11 protein-coding genes are annotated in these 15551 nt (G+C 68.3%); 6 read left to right on the top strand and 5 right to left on the bottom strand.

Going from position 1 to position 15551, the window contains the following annotated elements; all coding sequences use genetic code 11:
* The first annotated feature begins 24 nt into the window (after positions 1–24).
* Positions 25–762 carry a beta-phosphoglucomutase family hydrolase gene (locus ABZT74_RS23940; protein WP_356438083.1) on the top strand — a complete coding sequence of 246 codons (738 nt, stop codon included), beginning with the start codon at positions 25–27 and terminating at the stop codon, positions 760–762.
* Positions 759–3104: a glycosyl hydrolase family 65 protein gene (locus ABZT74_RS23935; protein WP_356437948.1), complete on the top strand. Its 2346-nt coding sequence runs from the start codon at positions 759–761 to the stop codon at positions 3102–3104. The genes ABZT74_RS23940 and ABZT74_RS23935 overlap by 4 nt, the downstream gene beginning before the upstream one ends.
* A gap of 64 nt (positions 3105–3168) precedes the next feature.
* On the opposite strand, the gene ABZT74_RS23930 is transcribed toward ABZT74_RS23935, so the two are convergent.
* Positions 3169–4782, bottom strand: coding sequence for a glycerol-3-phosphate dehydrogenase/oxidase (locus ABZT74_RS23930; protein WP_356437946.1), 1614 nt, complete (start codon positions 4780–4782; stop codon positions 3169–3171).
* 293 nt (positions 4783–5075) lie between these two features.
* Here ABZT74_RS23930 and ABZT74_RS23925 point away from each other — a divergent pair, with 293 nt between their 5' ends.
* Positions 5076–5495: a MarR family winged helix-turn-helix transcriptional regulator gene (locus tag ABZT74_RS23925; protein ID WP_356172797.1), complete on the top strand. Its 420-nt coding sequence runs from the start codon at positions 5076–5078 to the stop codon at positions 5493–5495.
* Positions 5496–5601: 106 nt separating this feature from the next.
* Positions 5602–6663, top strand: coding sequence for a DJ-1/PfpI family protein (locus ABZT74_RS23920; RefSeq protein WP_356437943.1), 1062 nt, complete (start codon positions 5602–5604; stop codon positions 6661–6663).
* 183 nt (positions 6664–6846) lie between these two features.
* Here the strand turns inward: ABZT74_RS23920 and ABZT74_RS23915 are convergent, their stop codons facing one another.
* The 3 genes from ABZT74_RS23915 to ABZT74_RS23905 form a co-directional block, all read right to left on the bottom strand.
* A complete protein-coding gene (locus ABZT74_RS23915; RefSeq protein WP_356437940.1) occupies positions 6847–9594 on the bottom strand; it encodes a multifunctional oxoglutarate decarboxylase/oxoglutarate dehydrogenase thiamine pyrophosphate-binding subunit/dihydrolipoyllysine-residue succinyltransferase subunit in 2748 nt (915 codons plus the stop codon).
* A 216-nt stretch (positions 9595–9810) separates the two neighbouring features.
* Positions 9811–10896: a tellurite resistance/C4-dicarboxylate transporter family protein gene (locus ABZT74_RS23910; protein ID WP_356437937.1), complete on the bottom strand. Its 1086-nt coding sequence runs from the start codon at positions 10894–10896 to the stop codon at positions 9811–9813.
* A 198-nt stretch (positions 10897–11094) separates the two neighbouring features.
* Entirely contained in the window at positions 11095–12126 is a 1032-nt protein-coding gene (locus ABZT74_RS23905) for a DUF4331 family protein (protein ID WP_356437935.1), read from the bottom strand.
* A gap of 432 nt (positions 12127–12558) precedes the next feature.
* Here ABZT74_RS23905 and ABZT74_RS23900 point away from each other — a divergent pair, with 432 nt between their 5' ends.
* Both ABZT74_RS23900 and secY read left to right on the top strand, forming a co-directional pair.
* Positions 12559–13272 (top strand): SDR family oxidoreductase, encoded by a 714-nt coding sequence (locus tag ABZT74_RS23900; RefSeq protein ID WP_356172787.1) that lies wholly within the window; start codon positions 12559–12561, stop codon positions 13270–13272.
* A gap of 291 nt (positions 13273–13563) precedes the next feature.
* Positions 13564–14874 (top strand): preprotein translocase subunit SecY, encoded by a 1311-nt coding sequence (secY, locus tag ABZT74_RS23895; protein WP_355884510.1) that lies wholly within the window; start codon positions 13564–13566, stop codon positions 14872–14874.
* Positions 14875–14982: 108 nt separating this feature from the next.
* On the opposite strand, the gene ABZT74_RS23890 is transcribed toward secY, so the two are convergent.
* Positions 14983–15522 (bottom strand): GNAT family N-acetyltransferase, encoded by a 540-nt coding sequence (locus ABZT74_RS23890; RefSeq protein ID WP_356437932.1) that lies wholly within the window; start codon positions 15520–15522, stop codon positions 14983–14985.
* Between the last annotated feature and the right edge of the window lie 29 nt (positions 15523–15551).

Here is a 15551-nt window from a genome sequence, read left to right as displayed (position 1 = left end):
GACGGGCCGAGGAATGACCGCTTGGTGAACAACCTCGGCCTGCCCACCGAAATCCAGGCGTGCCTTTTTGATCTGGACGGTGTGATCACGCGTACTGCCGGTCTGCACGCCGCGGCGTGGAAGGACATGTTCGACGAATTCCTGAAAGCCCGGTCCGGCCAGGATTTCCGTCCCTTCGACCAGACCGACTACGACAGATACGTCGACGGCCGACCCCGAGCGGACGGTGTTCGCACCTTCCTCGCCTCGCGCGATGTGGAACTGCCCGAGGGCAGCCCGGGCGACCCGGCCGATCTGGACACGGTCCGGCGGCTCGCGGAACGCAAGAACGAGCTACTTCTCGAACGGATCCACGAGGACGGCGTCGAGGCCTACGAGGATTCCCTCGCCTACGTGGGGGCGGTCCGCACGGCCGCCCTGCGGACCGCGGTCGTCTCCTCCAGCAAGAACTGCCGCGCGATGCTGCGGGCGATCGGTGCGGAGGAACTGTTCGATGTACGCATCGACGGAGTGGTCGCCGAGGCTCGGGGCCTGCCGGGAAAACCCGCTCCCGACACCTTCCTGGCCGCTGCCCACGAGCTGGGGATCGCGCCCGCGGCCTGCGCGGTGTTCGAGGACGCGCTCGCGGGGATGGAGGCCGGTCGGTCGGGCCACTTCGGATACGTCGTCGGAGTCGACCGTGCCGGGCAGGCGGCCGCCCTGCGGTCGCACGGCGCCGACATCGTGGTCCAGGGACTCGGCGCCCTCCAGGAGGCGCGATGATCACCCACCCCGCGTACTCAGTCGATCCGTGGTCCCTCCACGAGAGCGGACTGCAGCTCGACATGCTCGCGCAGAGCGAGTCCGTCTTCGCCTTGTCGAACGGCCATATCGGATGGCGCGGCAATCTCGACGAAGGAGAGCCGCACGGCCTGCCCGGTTCCTATCTCAACGGGGTCCACGAGCTGCGGCCCCTGCCGTACGCGGAGGCCGGATACGGGTATCCGGAGTCCGGTCAGTCGGTCATCAACGTCACCAACGGAAAGATCATCCGCCTGCTGGTCGACGACGAACCCTTCGACCTGCGCTACGGCACCCTGCGCTCCCACGAGCGCACGCTCGACCTGCGCTCCGGACTGCTGAACCGTGTCTGCGAGTGGACCTCTCCATCGGGACACACGGTCCGGGTGAGATCCACGCGGCTGGTGGCCTTCTCCGAACGGGCCATCGCAGCCATCCGCTTCGAGGTGGAAGCCGTGGACGCCGACGTACGCCTCGTCGTCCAGTCCGAACTCGTGGCCAACGAGGCGCTGCCACAGGCCTCCGGCGACCCCCGGGCCACCGCGTCGATCACATCGCCACTCGTCTCGGAGGAGCACTTCGCCGCCGACATGCGGCTCCGCCTCATCCACACGACCGAGCGCAGCCGCCTGCGGGTTGGCGCCGCGGCCGACCACCTCGTCGAAGGCCCCACCGAGACGCAGACGTCGAGCGAGAGCGACGCCGACGTCAGCCGGCTCACCGTCACCTCGCAGGTCGCCCCCGGCCAGTCGCTGCGGCTGACGAAGTTCGTCTCCTACGGATGGTCGGCGGAGCGGTCCCTGCCGAGCGTGCGCGATCAGGTCGACGCCGCGCTCGCCGGAGCGCGGAGCACGGGCTGGGAGCAACTGCTCGTCCAACAGCGTTCGTACCTCGATGACTTCTGGGAACACGCGGACGTCGAGGTCGACGGTGACCCGCAGATTCAGCAAGCCGTCCGCTTCGGACTCTTCCACGCGCTCCAGGCGGGAGCCAGGGTCGAGGGCCGGGCCATCCCGGCGAAAGGCCTGACCGGATCCGGCTACGACGGGCACTGCTTCTGGGACACCGAGGCGTTCGTCCTGCCCGTGCTCACGTACACGCACCCCGAAGCCGTGGCCGACGTCCTGCGCTGGCGGCAGAACACCCTCCCCGCAGCGCGTGAACGCGCCCTTCAACTCGGCCTGAAAGGCGCCACGTTCCCCTGGCGGACCGTCACCGGCTCCGAGTGCTCGGCCTACTGGCCCGCCGGCACTGCCGCGTTCCACATCAACGCGGACATCGCCGACGCGGTGACCACCTACGTGTCCGCCACCGGTGACGAGGACTTCGCGCGCGGCACCGGAGTCGAGATCCTGGTGGAGACCGCCCGCCTGTGGTGCTCCCTCGGTCAGACCGACGCCCGCGGGAACTTCCACATCGACGGCGTGACCGGACCCGACGAGTACAGCGCCCTGGTCGACGACAACGTCTTCACCAACCTGATGGCACGCTCCAATCTGAGTACCGCCGTCGACGCCGTCCAGCGCTACCCGGAGCAGGCCGCCGCCCTCGGTGTCAGCGCGGAGGAGGCGACTTCCTGGCGTCTGGCAGCGGATCAGACGCACATCCCCTACAACGACGAACTCGGCGTCCACGAACAGCATGCCGGGTTCACCAGACACGAGAAGTGGGACTTCGCGGACACCGGGTCGGACCAGTACCCGCTCCTTCTGCACTATCCCTACTTCGATCTCTACCGCAAGCAAGTGGTGAAACAGGCGGACCTGGTCCTCGCCATGTACAAGTGCGGCGACCTCTTCAGTGCCGAGCAGAAGAGGCGCAACTTCGCGTACTACGAGGCGCTCACCGTCCGCGACTCGTCCCTCTCGGCCTGCTGCCAGGCGATCATGGCGGCCGAGGTGGGGCACATGGACCTCGCCTATGCCTATCTCGGCGAGGCGGCCCTCATGGATCTCGACGACCTCGAGAACAACACGCGCGACGGGCTGCACATCGCCTCGCTCGCCGGCTCCTGGCTCGCCCTGGTCGCCGGCTTCGGAGGCATGCGGCAGAAGGGGGCGACGCTGACCTTCGCGCCGCGCCTGCCCGGCCGGCTGAACCGTCTCGCGTTCAGGGTCCAGACACGAGGGCGCTGCCTTCGCGTGGAGATCGACTCCTCCGCCGTCACCTACACCCTCACGGCGGGGGAGCCGTTGACCATCGTCCACGACGGTACGCGGCTCACGGTCTCCACCACTCCCTCCCGGCCCATGCCGCTCTCGGCCCACGTCCCGGAGTCCGCCCCGGAGCAACCGCACGGCCGCCGGCCCGCGCAACGCCCATGACACCAGGATCAGTCGGCGCGACTTCGGGAAGGGGTCGCGCCGCGGCGGCAGCAGGCCGGCGCGGCTACTTCGCCTGCAGCAGGTCCTCCACCTGGCGGCGGATGTCGTCCGTGGCCAGACCGCGGATGGTCAGGGTCGTGCGGCGGCGCAGCACGTCGTCCGCCGTCTCGGCCCACTCGTTGTCGCGGGCGTAGACGACCTGGGCCCAGATCTCCGGGGCGTCCGGGTGCATGCGCTCGGCGAGTTCGGGGTTCTCGTTGGCCAGGCGGGCGATGTCGAAGGCCAGCGAGCCGTAGTGGGTGGACAGGTGCCGGGCGGTGTCGGCCGCCATCCGCGGACCGGGCGCGGGGTTGTCGATGAGCAGACGGTGTGCGACCGCGCGCGGGTTGGCGATGCCGGGGAGCGGCATCTTCTTCGGCAGCTCGGAGATCGGCTCGATGTCCTCACCGAGCGGGTGGCCGGGGAGTGTCTCCAGCTTCTTCAGCACGGTACGGCCGATGTGCCGGAAGGTGGTCCACTTGCCGCCCGCGACGGACAGCATGCCGCCGCGGCCCTCGGTGACGACCGTCTCGCGCTTGGCCTTGGAGGTGTCGCCGGGACCGCCGGGCAGCACCCGCAGACCGGCGTAGGAGTACGTGATGAGGTCGCGGGACAGTTGCTGATCCCGCACCGACAGAGCCGCTTCGTCCAGGATCTGAGCCGTGTCCTTGTCGGTCACGCCGACCTCGCCCGGGTCGCCCTCGTACTCCTCGTCGGTGGTGCCGAGCAGGAGCATGTCCTCCCAGGGGAGGGCGAAGGTGATGCGGTACTTGTCGATCGGCGTGGCCAGGGCGGCCTTCCACGGAGCCGTGCGCTTGAGGACCAGATGTGCGCCCTTGGAAAGGCGCACCGACGGGGCCGCGTTCGGGTCCTCCAGCCGGCGCAGGTGGTCGACCCACGGCCCGGTCGCGTTCAGCACCAGACGGGCGTCCACGCCGAACTCGTCACCGGAGCGCTGGTCTCTGAGTTCGGCTCCCGTCACTCGCCCGTTCGTGAAACGCAGGCCGGTGACCTCGGCGTAGTTGAGGACCGCGGCACCCGACTCGACGGCCGCGCGGAGGGTCATCAGAGCGAGCCGGGAGTCGTTCATCTGGTCGTCGCCGTAGACGGCGACGGCCTTGAGGTTGTCGGTGCGCAGCTCCGGCACGCTCTCCGCGGCCTTGGCGGGGCTGAGCAGGTGGCCGACGCCGTCGCCGAAGGCGGACAGGGCGGAGTAGGCGAAGACGCCCGCTCCGAGCTTCGCCGCGCCGTGCGGCCCGCCCTTGTACACGGGGAGGTAGAACGTGAGCGGATTCGCCAGGTGGGGGGCCACCTGACGGGAGACCGCACGGCGCTCGAAGTGGTTCTCCGCCACCAGCTTCACCGCGCCGGTCTGCAGGTAGCGCAGGCCGCCGTGCAGAAGCTTGGAGGAGGCGGAGGAGGTGGCGCCGGCGAAGTCACCGGCGTCGACCAGAGCCACCCGCAACCCGGACTGCGCGGCATGCCAGGCGGTCGAGATGCCCAGGATGCCACCACCGATCACGAGAAGGTCGTACGTCGCCTTGGAAAGCTGCTCCCGGGTCTCGGCACGGCTCGGATTGGGGGCGTAGGTCAGGTGTGTCCCCAGGGCGGGCAGACGTGCTTCGGACGCGTCGTTCACCGATATCTCCTTCTGCCGCTTGGCACCCACAATTGCTGGGAGACGCCTATGAGAAAACGAGATGTCGAAATCAGCCGAAAGAAATCCGCTGTTCAAGATTCATTGTAATTGGACCTTCACACGGCTGCCTGTACAGGAAGGTTCCCTCCGGTCCGCAAGGTGGGCGGCTGAGCGGCTGTGTCCTGATCCGAGGGCTTCCCGTCCACCGGGACGGCGATCGCCACGGCAGGTGAAGGGGTTACGGCTTCGGGTCGCGGTTCGGCGACCGACGAGCCGACTCCTGGGAACGCCTGATGACCGACTGGACTTCGCCGGATATCACGAGGCGGGACAACTCCCGCACACTCTGGACCCTGGGGCATCTGCACGGCGAGTTGCGGACACGGCACGGTCTGTCGCTCCTCGACCACCTCACGCTCGGCTTCCTCGCCGAGGAAGCCGGCGGGTCCGCGCCGGTGGCCGAGCTGAAACTCTTCCTCGGAGAGTCGGGGGACCGGGTCTCTTACCTCCTGAGAGGTCTGCAACGCCTGGGTCTGGTCGAACGCAGTCGACGCGACCTGGATCGACGGACGGTGCGGGTCACCTTGACTCCGGCCGGACGGGCCAGGTTCGCGGAGGCGGAGAGTACGGCGAACTCGATCGTCCGTAGACATCTGGTCGCGGGCCCGGCGACGGCCCGTCGGGCGGCGTCGGATCCCGATGACGTCGGCTGAGAGGTCCTGCCTACCAGCAGGTAGCAAACCGGTCGTGGTCGCGGTCCGGGTCACGGGCGCATAGTTGGTGTGTGTGTTCACGCCGCGGACTGCCAGGAGGCATTCGATGCACCGCAAGCGCCCTGGAGCGGATCCGATCACGGTGACGGTGTTCGTGTTTCCGGGGGTGCGGCTGCTCGACGTCACGGGCCCCATAGAGGTGTTCACGACGGCCAATGAGTTCGGTGGGCGCTATCGGGTCCGGATCGCCTCGGAGGACGGATCGGCGGTGATGACGTCCGCCGGGACCCGCCTCGGCGCCGACCTCTCCGTCGACGACGTCCGCGAGCCTCTGGATGTGCTGGTCGTGCCGGGCGGTCCGGAATGGGAATCGCTGGTCAAGGACGACGCGGTGCTCGACGTCGTCCGGCGGCTGAACGAGAAGAGCCACTGCACGGCTTCGGTGTGCACGGGAGCGTTCCTGCTGGCCGCCGCCGGGCTGTTGAACGGCCGTCGCGCCGCGACGCACTGGCGGTATTCGCGGCAGTTGGCGACTCGCTACCCGTCCGTCCGGGTCGACCCGGACGCCATCTTCGTGCGGGACGGCAAGATGATGTCGTCGGCCGGGGTCAGCGCCGGTATCGACCTGTCCTTGGCACTCGTCGAAGAGCACTACGGGGCGGAGGTTGCTCGGTCGGTCGCCAAGGACCTGGTCGTCTTCATGCAACGGCCCGGCGGGCAGTCTCAGTTCAGCGTCCGCTCTCGAACCTCGCACACCACCCAGGACGTGCTCCGCAGGCTCCTGGACGCCGTCGCTGAGAATCCGGGGGCCAATCACACGCTGGCGGCCATGGCGTCCAGGGCGGGCATCAGCGTCCGCCACGTCACCAGGCTCTTCCACGACGAGGTCGGAACCACCCCGGCGCGCTATGTCGAACAGGTCAGACTCGAAGCGGCCCAGGCGCTGGTGGAGACGAGTGACGACTCGATGCCGGTCATAGCCCGGCGCACGGGGTTCGGCTCACCCGAGTCGCTTCGCAGGGCGTTCGTGCGCAACCTGGGTGTGACGCCCGCTGCGTTCAGGGCCGGTTTCCGGACGACCCACGCGGCGGAGAAGGATCTGGTGCCTGCCGTGCTGCCCCCGCTGTCGGTGCAGGACAGAGCGGTGACGGAGTCGGCGGCGGACTGATCCCGCCCCCGGGTGCTGCCGCTCAGCAGTACGGCGCACGATGTACCGCATCCCGCATCCCGCATCGGGCAGCCCACAACCCGCACCGGGCAGTCCTCTTGCGCGGTCCGAGGAATGCCCGGTGCGGGACGTGGTCACCATTGGTGCGGCGTGGTTTCCTCCGCGACGTCGTCTGCGGCGCGGTCAGTTGAAGGCGGACAGCACGAGATCCTTCTGTTCATCGGCATGCCGCCGGGCAGACCCCACGGCCGGGGCCGGCGCCTCCGGTCGGCTGACGCACGCGACGGGCCGGTCCGCCAGCCGTTCCAGACGGGGCCCGACGAAGGACCATGCCCCCTGGTTCCGGGCTTCCTCCTGCACCCATCGCACCTCAGTGCCGGCGGGAAAGCGGGCCAGCTCCGCGGCGAACTCCTCCTCCGGAAAGGGATGGAGACGCTCCAGGCGAACGATCGCCGTGTCCGCCAGGCCCTCCTTCTGCCGGTGGGCGTCCAGGTCGAAGAAGACCTTGCCCGAAGAGACCAGCACGCGCTTGATCCGGTCGGCGTCCACGGTGTCATCGGGGATGACCGGCCGGAACGCACCGTCGGTGAGTTCGGCCAGGCCCGAGGTGGCCGCCTTCGACCGCAGCATCGACTTCGGAGTGAAGACCACCAGCGGCTTCTTGCGTTCGCCGAGCGCCTGCCGGCGAAGCAGGTGGAAGTAGTTGCCCGGCAGGGAGGGCATGGCGACGGTCATGTTGTCCCGCGCGCACAGCTGGAGGAACCGTTCGACCCTGCCGGAGGAGTGGTCGGGGCCCTGTCCTTCCAGACCGTGCGGCAGCAACAGTGTCAGCCCGGAGCGCTGACCCCACTTCTGTTCGGATGACGAGATGTACTCGTCGATGACCGTCTGGGCTCCGTTGGCGAAGTCGCCGAACTGTGCCTCCCACAAGACCAGGGCGTCGGGCCGCGCCACCGAATAGCCGTACTCGAAGGCCAGCGCACCCATCTCGGACAACGACGAGTCGTAGACCGTGAGTTCGGCGGCACCGGAACCGAGGGAACTCAGCGGTGTGTACTCCATGCCGTTGCGACGGTCGGTGAGCACGGCGTGCCGCTGGCCGAACGTGCCACGCCGGGAATCCTGCCCGGCGAGACGCACGGGGATCCCGTCCATCAACAGGGAACCGAGTGCCAGTGATTCCGCGGTGGCCCAGTCGATCGTGCCCGCGTCCAACATCGTTGCGCGCCGCTGGAGTTGCGGAGCGACGCGTGAGTGGACGGTGAACCCTTCCGGGGGATCGGTCTGCGCAGCGACGATGTGCCGGGCCGTGGCTTCCGTGATGGCGGTGGACACCGCGGGGTGTGCCGCCTTCTGGACGTCCACGGCGGGCTCGGGCGCGGGGGAGTGGGCCACCGGCAGCGCGCGGGTCTCGGTGAAGGCCCGCTCAAGGTACCCCTGGTAGTCCCGCAACGCGCCTTCCACCTGGCGCTCACCGATGTCCCCGCGGCGTATGAGCGCCTCGGCGTACAGCTTGCGCACCGAAGGCCTGTCGTTGATCCGGTCGTACATCGCCGGCTGCGTGATGGACGGGTCGTCGACCTCGCTGTGCCCGTGGCGCCGATAGCAGATGAGATCCACGACCACGTCCTTGTGGAAGGCCTCCCGGTAGTCGAACGCCAGGCGCGCGACGCGTACGACGGCTTCGGGATCGTCCCCGTTGACGTGGAAGATCGGCGCGTCGACCGATCGGGCGACGTCCGTGGCGTAGGTGCTGGAACGGCCGTTGGCGGGCGAGGTCGTGAAGCCGAGCTGGTTGTTGATGACGACGTGAACGGTTCCGCCGGTGCGGTAGCCGGGCAGCTGCGACATGTTCAGTGTCTCGGAGACCACGCCCTGGCCGGCGAAGGCCGAGTCGCCGTGGATGACGATCGGCAGGACGGGGTCGGCCTCCGCACTGTTGGCGGCCCGGTCCTGCTTGGCGCGCACCACGCCCTGTGCCACCGGTCCCACGACCTCCAGGTGCGAGGGGTTCGCCACGACGGAGACGGCGAGCGTGCGGCCGTCCAGGGCGCGGTAGGTTCCCTCCGCGCCGAGGTGGTACTTCACGTCGCCCGATCCCTGGACCGACCGGACGTCCGCGTCGTCCTCGAACTCGTGGAAGATGTCCGCGTAGGACTTGCCGACGATGTTGGCCAGTACGTTGAGCCGGCCCCGGTGGGCCATGCCGATGACGGCTTCGCTCATGCCCCGCCCGATGCCGCGGAGCAGCAGGGCGTCGAGCAGCACGATCGCCGACTCCCCGCCTTCGAGCGAATACCGTTTCTGGCCCACGTACTTCGTCTGCAGGAACGTCTCGAACGCCTCTGCCGCACCCAACCGGTAGAGAATCTGCAGCTGTTCGGCGACATCCGGCCGGGACGACGTCGACTCCGTACGCTGCTGGATCCAGTGGCGCTCCTGGGAACCGCGGATGTGCGTGTACTCGGTGCCGACCGTGCGGCAGTAGAACTCCTGCAGAGCGTTCAGCACACTGTGCAGCGTCATGGTGGTCCGGCCGGTGAACCCGTCGACGGTGAACTCTTCCGGCAGGTCATCGTCTCGGAGTCCGAACGCCGCGATGTCGAGGTCCGGCTGCGGGTCCCCGGACGGCTCGGTGAGCGGGTCGGTATCCGCCGCCAGGTGACCGTGCGCCCGGTAGGCATCGATGAGCGCGGCAACGCGAACGGCCTTGATCGCAGCCTCGTCCGACCCGGCGCGAGCAGTCGGCGCGTGCTCTGCCGCCCGCTGAGCCGGAAGGGAGACCGGGGACGTGAAGAACTCCCTCCAGGTCCGGCCCACCGAGTCGGGGTCGTGCAGGTAGCGCTCGTACTGTTCGTCCACGAGCCATTCGTTGATGCCGAAGTCCAGCCCCTTCAGGACCGGCTCCGCGGCATGGGATTGCGACGCCACGGTGTGGATCGCCTTCTTTCCTCATTCGGAACGACCGACGGCCGGCACTGCTGGATTCCGGCCTGTCACCCGCAGTGATCGCGAGCATCGTCTTCGCCGGACATCCGCCGTGGGAGCTGGGCATTCGCCCCTGTCGGGCCACCGACAATATGCTTTCGGCCCGGCCTGGGTGGATAGCCCTGAATGCCACATCGGCGGCAGATCAGGACATTGCGTCTAGTGCGGGCGAGTGGGCGCATCGCCCCGGTGGCCGGTCCTCGTGTAGGGGCGGACCGCGGAAACCGTCTGGGCGGCGATCACCACCGCCCAGACTCCGGTGGCGACCCAGATTTCCCCACGGCCCAGAGAGGTCAGCCATGACGTCCCGGTCGTGCGTCCCAGTTCGTGGGTGGCGACCCCGTACATGCCGATCGGGAAGACGAGGTTCCACCAGCCGAACTCGTAACGCAGCGGAATCTTCTGCACGCCGTGGCGCCATACGCCCAGGGCCAGCAGGAGGGGAATCAGCCAGCTCGCGAACGACCACAGGACGAAGGACCAGCCCGTGAGGACCGCGCGGGGGATGAGCAGGCTGTCCGCCGGCAGTTCGAGCAGTCGCGTCCCGGCGAGCACACTGATCGCCGCCGCACCCATGAAGATCCACAACGATGTCATGAGCTCCCCGGGCGCGACCGGTCGCACGAGCAGCCTGGCCAGGACGATCCCCGCGACCAACAGATACTGGATCAAGGCGATGGCCCAGCACACCACCGCCACCACCGGAAGGAAGTCGCCTGTGGTCACATGTGCCAGGGAGGCTGCCGCGACGGCCAGGGAGTCGGAGCCCACCGACCAGAGGAACCAGGTTCCGTTCACCTGGTCGATCGAGGGTCGTCGCCGTGTGGTGGTGATCAGTCCCAGGGGAATCGCGTACCCGAGGATGAGCCACATCGCCGCTCCGAACGCCAGGAACGCCCCGGCCACCGCGGTGTGTCCGCTCGGGACCAGTCGTGCGGCCAGGACGTTGGAGGCGATGGCGACGGTGAGGAAGGCGAACGAGCGCGGCCCGAGGAACCCCGCGACGAACCGCTCCCGCCCGCGCAGCAGTCCCCACCCGTATAGGGGCAGCAGCACGGCGAAGCCGGCAAGTCCCACCCAGAGCAGCGCGGCGGAAGCGGTGCCGGCGCCGTTGACGTACAGCGCGGTGGACACGATCCCCGTGCCCATGACGAAGGAGAGCGCGCCCGGGTTGAGATGCGCGACGGCGGAGGAGAGCCCCGCCCGGTATCCCTGGGGGTGGGTGTCAGGCTTGGTGGTGGACACCCGAGAGCCATTCACCGAGGACGGCTGTCTGACCGTCACGTAGGTCGTTCGACGTGAACACAGGTCTCCTCGATTCGCCGTGTCCGGGGCGGTCACCCCGCGCGTGCCCGCGCCCACCGCGGCCTCGGCGGCCGGAATACCGTCGGGCGGCGCACATCCCGCACGGCCCGGCCCGAATGCGCCGAGAGTGCAGGGCCGTCAGCCGGTCGGCGCCACGTAGGGGAAGGACGACGTGGTCGGTGCGTCGACGGCTTCCTTGCCCAGTCCGACGCTCAGGGCGCTGTCGGTCGTGAGGGAGAACATGACCTCACCCGCGTTGTCCGTGAGCGCCCGGCCGTTGAACTTCGCGAAGCCGAAGACGGCGGGAGTGCCCACTGTGTACGGAAGGACGTCCGGGAGGATCCGCTCGGCCACTTCCTGGCCGTAGACGTGGGGGTCCGCTGTTGTGCCGCGGGCGCCGACGACCGCGGCGACGCGGCTGGTGATCTCGCGGCTGAGGACGCGGGTGTCGTCAGCCGGCCGGGTCTGGTTCAGCAGTTCCGCGAGCTCGTCGTCGAACTGAGCGAAGATCGGCGACACCATCGGAAGTCCGCATCTGTTGATGCGGTGCCATCCGCCGGCGTCCGTCGCCAGCGCGGTCACGCCCCATACGCCGATGTCCCGGTCGCCGGTGAAGGCCAGCAGTTCGGAGTCCGGCACCTCCAGCACGATGGAGCGCACCTTCATGCCGGAGAACAGGCTGGTGACCTCGGAGGAGTCCGGCTCGGGCAGTTCGACGTCGGTGCCGTGCTGGAATGCCTGGCCGACCGCCTCGACGACGGCCGGATTCATCCAGAACGGATCGCTGGCCCGACCGGTCCACACCCGCAGACCCCCGTCGGTGCTCAGCTCACGCCCCGTCCGGCCGGCGAGCAGAACGGTTCCGGCCGCCGAGTCGTCGGCCGCGTCGGCTCCCGACATGCGGCTCAGCTCGACCGTTTGCGAGCCGTCGGCATCCGCCTCTCCGAAGGTGAATCGGAAGGCGAGGTCCTCGACCGCATCGCCGGTGCTGTCGATCTTGAATTCGTATCGAGCCTCGGGGTGGAATCCCTTCGGCGCGTCGGGACCCGCGGAGTCGGAGCAGACGTTCATCACGAGGACGGTTCCGCGGTCACCTCGGAACACATATGTGTCGGAGATGTTCAGCCGGGCATCGGCCCTGGCCGCGGGCGAATCGAGATGGTGGGACATGCGATGACTCCAGACGCAGTTTCGGCAGCGCATGGGCGACGCCGTGATTCCTGCGCGGCATGAGGCGGTCTGCGGGCTGGATGACCCCGGATGCACGACCTGTGCCCGTACTCAACTGCCCGCAAGAACAAGGGACCTGGACCGCGGGACGACAGTAAGTCCCCCGTTGGGCGGTATGCCGCTTTCTTCAGCGTACCGCTCCTGCCGATAGATGCACGGTGAACTCGGACTGGGCAGGACCTGTTCCCGGAGCGCCGGGACGGACGGGCCGGAACACAGGGCGGCGGACCTCTGATCCGATGCCCCGCACGCGTCGCCGAACCGATCGCACAGAGCCGGTGGCGTGCCCCCGCGGCACGCGCCGGCAGCCGACTGCCGCGACACGCGCGGCGACGCGCGCACCGGTACGACCCTGCCGGGCAAGAATCCCTCATGGACAACACGCGCAAAGTCGCCGTCGTCACCGGTGCCTCGCGAGGCATCGGGGAAGGCGTGGTCAGGGCCTACCGGCAGCTCGGCTACGCGGTCACCGGCGTCGCCCGCTCGATCGAGCCGTCGGACGATCCGGATGTGCTCGCCGTGGCCGACGATGTCGCCGCGCCCGGAGCGGGCGCACGGATCGTCGAGGCGACGATGGACCGGTTCGGCCGCCTCGACACGCTGATCAACTGTGCGGGAGTGTTCGTCGCGAAACCGTTCACCGAGTACACCGACGAGGACTACGAGACGGTCGTCGGCGTGAACGTGCGCGGCTTCTTCGAGGTCTCCCGAAGTGCGATCGGCGCGATGCTCTCCCGCGAGGGTGGCGGCCACGTCGTCAACATCTCCACCAGTCTGGTCGACAACGCCGACGCCCGGGTCACGGGAGCGCTCGCGTCCCTTACCAAGGGCGGACTGAACGCCGTCACCAAGTCGCTGGCGATCGAGTACGCCACCCGCGCCATTCGCGTGAACGCCGTCTCGCTCGGTGTCATCCGGACCTCGATGCACCCGACCGACCCCGGCGGCGAGCAGGCCGCGCTGCACCCGGTCCGCCGGATGGGCGAAGTGGACGATGTGGTGCGGGCCATCCTCTATCTGGAGCAGGCCCCGTTCGTCACCGGCGAGATCTCGCACGTCGACGGCGGGCAGAGCGCGGGACACTGATGAGGCCCGAGCGCGGGCCCCACGGCTCGCGCTCGACGCCGACCGTGCTCGACCGACATCTGCTGCCCCCTGCGCCGACGACCGTCTCTCGCTCGGGAGCGGTCGGCAGGGCAATGCGGCGGGCCGGCTGTCGCGTGACGCGGCCTCAGGCCGAAGGACTGCGGCGAACAGGGCATTCCGAGACTGTGCGGGCGAGGCGACAGTCATATGCGGCTAATGTCCTCATATGCTGTGAATGTTCTTTGCTTTTTTCACCCCTGACGTTCCTGCGTGGGGGCGGAGGAGGAAGCCGTGCCCAACGTTTTCGTCCAGGTTTTCCACACGCCCGACTTGCGTAAGAAGCTCTACTTCACGCTTGGCATCATTGTTCTTTACCGCGTGGGATCGCATGTTCCGATCCCCGGCGTGGACTACCAGAATGTCCAGACGTGTGTGAGTGCCGTGTCCAAGGGGACGGGACTGCTGGGCCTGGTGAATCAGTTCAGCGGTGGGGCCCTGCTGCAGATCACGGTATTCGCCCTGGGAATCCTCCCGTACATCACGGCGAGCATCATCCTGCAACTGCTGACGGTGGTGATTCCCCGACTGGAAGCCCTGAAGAAAGAGGGCGCGGCCGGACAGGGGAAGATCACGCAGTACACCCGCTACCTGGCGGTCGGGCTCGCCCTCCTCCAGAGCACAGGTCTGGTGGCCACCGCCCGGAGCGGCGCTCTCTTCCCCAACTGTCCGACTGCCGGCAACATCGTCCCCGACCGGTCGGTCTTCACCACCATCGTGATGGTGCTCACGATCACTTCGGGGACCGCCTGCGTGATGTGGTTCGGTGAACTCATCACGGAACGCGGTATCGGCAACGGAATGTCGATGCTCATCTTCATCTCGATCGCCTCCACCTTTCCCGGCGCGTTGTGGACCGTGAAGGAAGAGGGCACCATCGCCGGCGGATGGGTCAACTTCGGACTGGTCCTTCTCATCGGGTTCGCGATGGTGGGGCTGGTCGTCTTCGTGGAGCAGGCGCAACGCCGTATTCCGGTTCAGTACGCGAAGCGGATGATCGGCCGCAAGTCCTATGGCGGAACGGCTACGTACATCCCGCTGAAAATCAATCAGGCGGGTGTGGTCCCGGTCATCTTCGCCTCGTCGCTCCTCTATATCCCCGCACTGATCGCGCAGTTCGCCGATTCGTCCGCCGGGTGGACGACCTGGATCAACCGCAACTTCACCCGCGGGGACCATCCCTTCTACATCGCCGCGTATTTCCTCCTGATCGTGTTCTTCGCGTTCTTCTACGTGGCGATCACGTTCAACCCGGAGGAGGTGTCCGACAACATCAAGAAGGCCGGTGGGTTCATCCCCGGGATCCGGGCGGGCCGGGCCACGTCCGAGTACCTGGGCTACGTCCTCAACCGGCTCACCTGGCCGGGATCGCTCTACCTCGGCCTGATCGCTCTGGTCCCGACGGTGGCCTTCGCGAGCTTCGGCGGTGCCAACCAGCTGACGGGCACGAGCGTCCTGATCATCGTGAGCGTCGGTCTGGAGACCGTCAAGCAGATCAACAGCCAGGTGGAGCAGCACAACTACACGGGTTTCCTCCGTAAGTAGCCACGGAGACCGCGTTCGAGGTCTGCTCGTCGGGCGGCCGGTCGGTGGCACGTTCCTTGAACTGTGGCCGTTCCTCGTCGAGTTGCGGATCCGCTGTCGGGCCTGAGCTCAGTCGGACGGTGTGGGCGGGGTCCGCATGCCCAGCCACTGCTCGGCGCCCCAGGCCTCGAACCGCTCCACCTCGGTGAACCCCAGTTCCGCCGCGAGACGCAGGGAGCGGACGTTGGCCGTCTGGGTGGTGAGCACCACCGGTTCGCCGGGAAGCGCGTCGGCGAGCCAGTCGAGCGCCGCCGCGCATGCCTCGGCGGCGTACCCGCATCCCCACGTCCGTGGCAGGAAAAGGTAGCCGAGATCCGCCTTCCCCGTGGCGGCCGGGCGACGGTGCTCTGTCGCTCTCCTGAGCAGGATCTGGCCGACCATCGACCCGTCGAGCTCCACGACGAAGCTCCCCGGCCACCGCTCCGGCACGTCCGGCAGCTCGCTTTCCAGCTCGTGACGCGGCCGGGGGCCGCCCAGGTAGGTGTGCACCTCCGGCGACGAGAGCAGTTCGATGAACGCCGCACGGTCCCGGGCCTCGGGCTCGCGGAGCACGAGCCGCCCCGTCCGGATCGGGGCAGGTGGCCAGACGACGGGTCCGAGATCGGTCATGCCGGCCAGCCAATCAGCGGGCCCGCCAA

Source organism: Streptomyces sp. NPDC005302 (genome assembly GCF_040607345.1).
Classification (GTDB): domain Bacteria; phylum Actinomycetota; class Actinomycetes; order Streptomycetales; family Streptomycetaceae; genus Streptomyces.
The sequence above is the reverse complement of the archived record's forward strand: the minus strand, read 5'-3'. Positions and strand labels throughout refer to the sequence as shown.

Bases quoted from the DNA above. Each gene is read 5' to 3' on its own strand.
- ABZT74_RS23890 (WP_356437932.1), bottom strand. From the start codon at position 15,522: ATGACCGATCTCGGACCCGTCGTCTGGCCACCTGCCCCGATCCGGACG.
- ABZT74_RS23905 (WP_356437935.1), bottom strand. From the start codon at position 12,126: ATGTCCCACCATCTCGATTCGCCCGCGGCCAGGGCCGATGCCCGGCTG.
- ABZT74_RS23900 (WP_356172787.1), top strand. From the start codon at position 12,559: ATGGACAACACGCGCAAAGTCGCCGTCGTCACCGGTGCCTCGCGAGGC.
- ABZT74_RS23920 (WP_356437943.1), top strand. From the start codon at position 5,602: ATGCACCGCAAGCGCCCTGGAGCGGATCCGATCACGGTGACGGTGTTC.
- ABZT74_RS23935 (WP_356437948.1), top strand. From the start codon at position 759: ATGATCACCCACCCCGCGTACTCAGTCGATCCGTGGTCCCTCCACGAG.
- ABZT74_RS23925 (WP_356172797.1), top strand. From the start codon at position 5,076: ATGACCGACTGGACTTCGCCGGATATCACGAGGCGGGACAACTCCCGC.